Origin of the sequence: Citrobacter sp. Cs237, from assembly GCF_030332325.1 — a bacterium.
Taxonomy (GTDB): Bacteria; Pseudomonadota; Gammaproteobacteria; order Enterobacterales; family Enterobacteriaceae; genus Citrobacter_A; species Citrobacter_A sedlakii.
Genome location: NZ_JAOWIB010000014.1, coordinates 1 through 284, shown reverse-complemented (window position 1 = coordinate 284; position 284 = coordinate 1). Strand labels below are relative to the sequence as shown.

Annotated in this window: 1 protein-coding gene; it reads right to left on the bottom strand. The window is 62.3% G+C overall.

Features of this window, described 5'->3' with window-relative positions:
- Positions 1-284, bottom strand: a 284-nt coding sequence (locus OGY07_RS00085) for an autotransporter outer membrane beta-barrel domain-containing protein (protein ID WP_286597905.1), incomplete at both ends; no start/stop codon positions are given.

Genomic DNA, 284 nt, shown 5'->3' with positions numbered 1-284 from the left:
TGGCCTTCCACACCGGCCTTCAGCTCGCCGATATTGCGGGTGCCGTCCAGATCCACGTTGTCACCGTTCATCGACACGCCGAACTCCTTGCTGTTGTGGATCCAGTTCGCTTCGACAAACGGCTGGAAAGTGCGGTCTTTGCCGTCATCCAGTTTGTTGTGGCCCTTGCCGAACAGACGCACGCCGACGCGGGTCTGCACGTTGCCGTCACCGTGACCTTCCACGCGGGTGCCGTTGGCTTCGCGGTGTTCGTCCGCCTTCACGCCCATCCAGGTGACCTGCGC